Annotated in this window: 5 protein-coding genes; 1 reads left to right on the forward strand and 4 read right to left on the reverse strand. The window is 44.1% G+C overall.

All coding sequences use genetic code 11. The features are described 5' to 3' along the window. The 4 genes from AACS90_RS21730 to AACS90_RS21745 form a co-directional block, all read right to left on the reverse strand. The coding region (locus AACS90_RS21730) for a conserved phage C-terminal domain-containing protein (RefSeq protein WP_099123634.1) at positions 1-740 on the reverse strand (740 nt) is incomplete at its 3' end. Positions 741-749: 9 nt separating this feature from the next. Further along, positions 750-920 carry a hypothetical protein gene (locus AACS90_RS21735; protein ID WP_193757310.1) on the reverse strand — a complete coding sequence of 57 codons (171 nt, stop codon included), beginning with the start codon at positions 918-920 and terminating at the stop codon, positions 750-752. A gap of 15 nt (positions 921-935) precedes the next feature. Next, complete coding sequence (locus tag AACS90_RS21740; protein ID WP_241538342.1) at positions 936-1,397, reverse strand: toxin YdaT family protein; 462 nt, start codon at positions 1,395-1,397, stop codon at positions 936-938. Between the two features lie 42 nt (positions 1,398-1,439). Continuing rightward, positions 1,440-1,685: a transcriptional regulator gene (locus AACS90_RS21745; protein ID WP_099123635.1), complete on the reverse strand. Its 246-nt coding sequence runs from the start codon at positions 1,683-1,685 to the stop codon at positions 1,440-1,442. A 142-nt stretch (positions 1,686-1,827) separates the two neighbouring features. Between AACS90_RS21745 and AACS90_RS21750 the strand changes: the two genes are divergently transcribed. After that, a complete protein-coding gene (locus AACS90_RS21750; RefSeq protein WP_099123636.1) occupies positions 1,828-2,199 on the forward strand; it encodes a hypothetical protein in 372 nt (123 codons plus the stop codon). Positions 2,200-2,212: the final 13 nt, after the last annotated feature.

The raw sequence follows: 2,212 nt of genomic DNA on the forward strand, positions 1-2,212 counted from the left end.
AACAGGGTCTTCGGGCGTAAGTAATCCCGCATCTTGCCATCATCCCGCCACTTGGTGGTCAGGTAGTCAGTGATCAACATCAGGTCTTCCACCGAATACCCCTCTCCCAACCGCGCACGGATATACCCCATCGTGGTTTTACCATTGCGGTAGTTCGAATCAGTAACCTGATTGAAATAAACCAGAACTTGCCGGGCGGGGTCGGCGGGTTCGGCGAGAACCTGACAAGATTCTGTTGTACTCTCTGTAGTAATCTCTGTTGTAGTCTCTGTAAGATCAGACCAATTTGACCCATTCAGAACGGCGCATTCTGACCCGTTAGAGTGTTTCAAATTGCCCTTGTCGATAAGGTCATTCTGACCCGCTCGAATGTCTTCATTTGCGCCGTTCGATAGTGTCATTTTGACCTTATCGGCTAATAATGGATGTTCATAATTGATGGCGTAATAATTGGTCCGATCGTGGCTGGATTTATTAATCTGCTCAATCTTCAACACGCCCAGCTTCTTCAAATTCCCCAGCGCCCGTTTGATGGTGGATACCGATAAAAACGGAAACTGCTCCTGCCATTTCTCAACTGAGTTATAAATCCAGCGGCAACCATAAACCTCAACACCGGATGACGTCTCCGTCAGCCAGTATTGGATCTGCTGCAAGATAATGGCCTCGTTCAGTCCCAGGCGCGTAGCCAACTCAGGAATAACCACCAGTGGGCGACTTTTTAACAATAACAAACTCATATCACGCCCTTACTCGTCTTGGCTCTGCGATTTGACCTTCTGCTTTTGGTGCTGCTCCCAGTCAGTCAGCGCCGCTTCCTTACGGCTTTCATAAATTTCTGACACTTCCTCAAAAGTGGCAGGCTTATCGTTCCGGCGAAAGCCATTGCGATAAGTGATCTTATCGATGGGTTTCATCATTGGTCTTGCCTCTCGTTAATGCACGTTGGTCAGACGCGGTTCAATGGCATTTAACGCGGATATGGCTATTGCTATTCGGTGTGACATGTCACGCCCTCCTAACAGGGTTTCACTAATGGCAGCGGCAAATTCTCTAATTGCAATTGAGGCGAGATAATTTAACCGGTCATCACTCGTTATCCTTGCCCGTCGTTCTGCGGGTAATGCTGCTTCTATCGCTGGCAACAGTTCCGTGATCTTGCGTTGTGCCGCAGTTGAATCACTGCGTAACCACCGGAAGATCTGTTGGCGGTTATTGTTGATTGCTTTCCAGTCCGCATTTCCTAATGCGTCTTCAATCCGGTGTAACCGGGATTGAGAACCACCGCGATACAGCAGGAAATACATACGACTGACTTCAATGGCTACATGCTCCTGACCTCTCTCCATGGCCCAAGCCTCAACTTCAGCTTTGAGCGTACTGATGCTTTGCTCCACGATTTTCGTCTCCTGTCGCAATTTAATGTTGATTATTAAAAATCAGATTTCGGCTAATACCTCAGTTATATTCATTTCAGGCCATATTTTTTGCCAATCATGGGGACGAAGATCTTGCCTTGTTACTTTTCCATCAGTGGCCTTTTCAATATCAAAACATCTAGCAGGAGGAACTGGAGCATGCCCATGCGCCATTTGAGACAAGTAGGAACTGGATACGCCAAGTTTCTCGGCAAGGCGTTTAGCTTCACCACGTTTCAAAGTAGAAATGTAATCATTGAGTTTCATAGATACCTCTTCGTTGGAAATCATAAGAGTTTAATAAACACTAAACATTTGTCAAGTATTTGCTTGTTTAGTGATTACTAATCACAATCTAGATGCTACAAAAGCAGTTCAATCCCCATATATATGGAGCTTTAGAAAGAAAATGAGTATTAAAAATATCAGGCAACAACGTCTAAGAAATTGGTTTTCCGACAAAACTCTTCCTGAAAAAGAGAAGAGTTATTTATCACAGCTCATGAACGGTAAGGCATCTTTTGGTGAAAAGGCGGCGAGACGACTAGAAAAGGACTATCACATGCCAGAAGGCTATCTGGACGCTGGTGCGAACGATGCAGATTTAATAGATCCTCTACAAGTTACATTAACACCTAGACAAAAAATTCTATTGGAATTGTTTGAAGAACTACCAGAAAGTGAAGCTACTGCTCTGATAAAAAATCTTGAGGAGAAAAAACAGCACTACGATAATTTACTAGAAGAATTATTACATAAAAAAAAGCAAAAGAAAGTATAGGAAAGAGTCATTT

The organism is Xenorhabdus sp. KK7.4 (genome assembly GCF_963876465.1).
Taxonomy (GTDB): domain Bacteria; phylum Pseudomonadota; class Gammaproteobacteria; order Enterobacterales; family Enterobacteriaceae; genus Xenorhabdus; species Xenorhabdus stockiae.

What these genes read in the sequence shown, in the direction of transcription:
- AACS90_RS21735 (WP_193757310.1), bottom strand. Translation starts at nt 920, where the DNA reads ATGATGAAACCCATCGATAAGATCACTTATCGCAATGGCTTTCGCCGG.
- AACS90_RS21745 (WP_099123635.1), bottom strand. Translation starts at nt 1,685, where the DNA reads ATGAAACTCAATGATTACATTTCTACTTTGAAACGTGGTGAAGCTAAA.
- AACS90_RS21750 (WP_099123636.1), top strand. Translation starts at nt 1,828, where the DNA reads ATGAGTATTAAAAATATCAGGCAACAACGTCTAAGAAATTGGTTTTCC.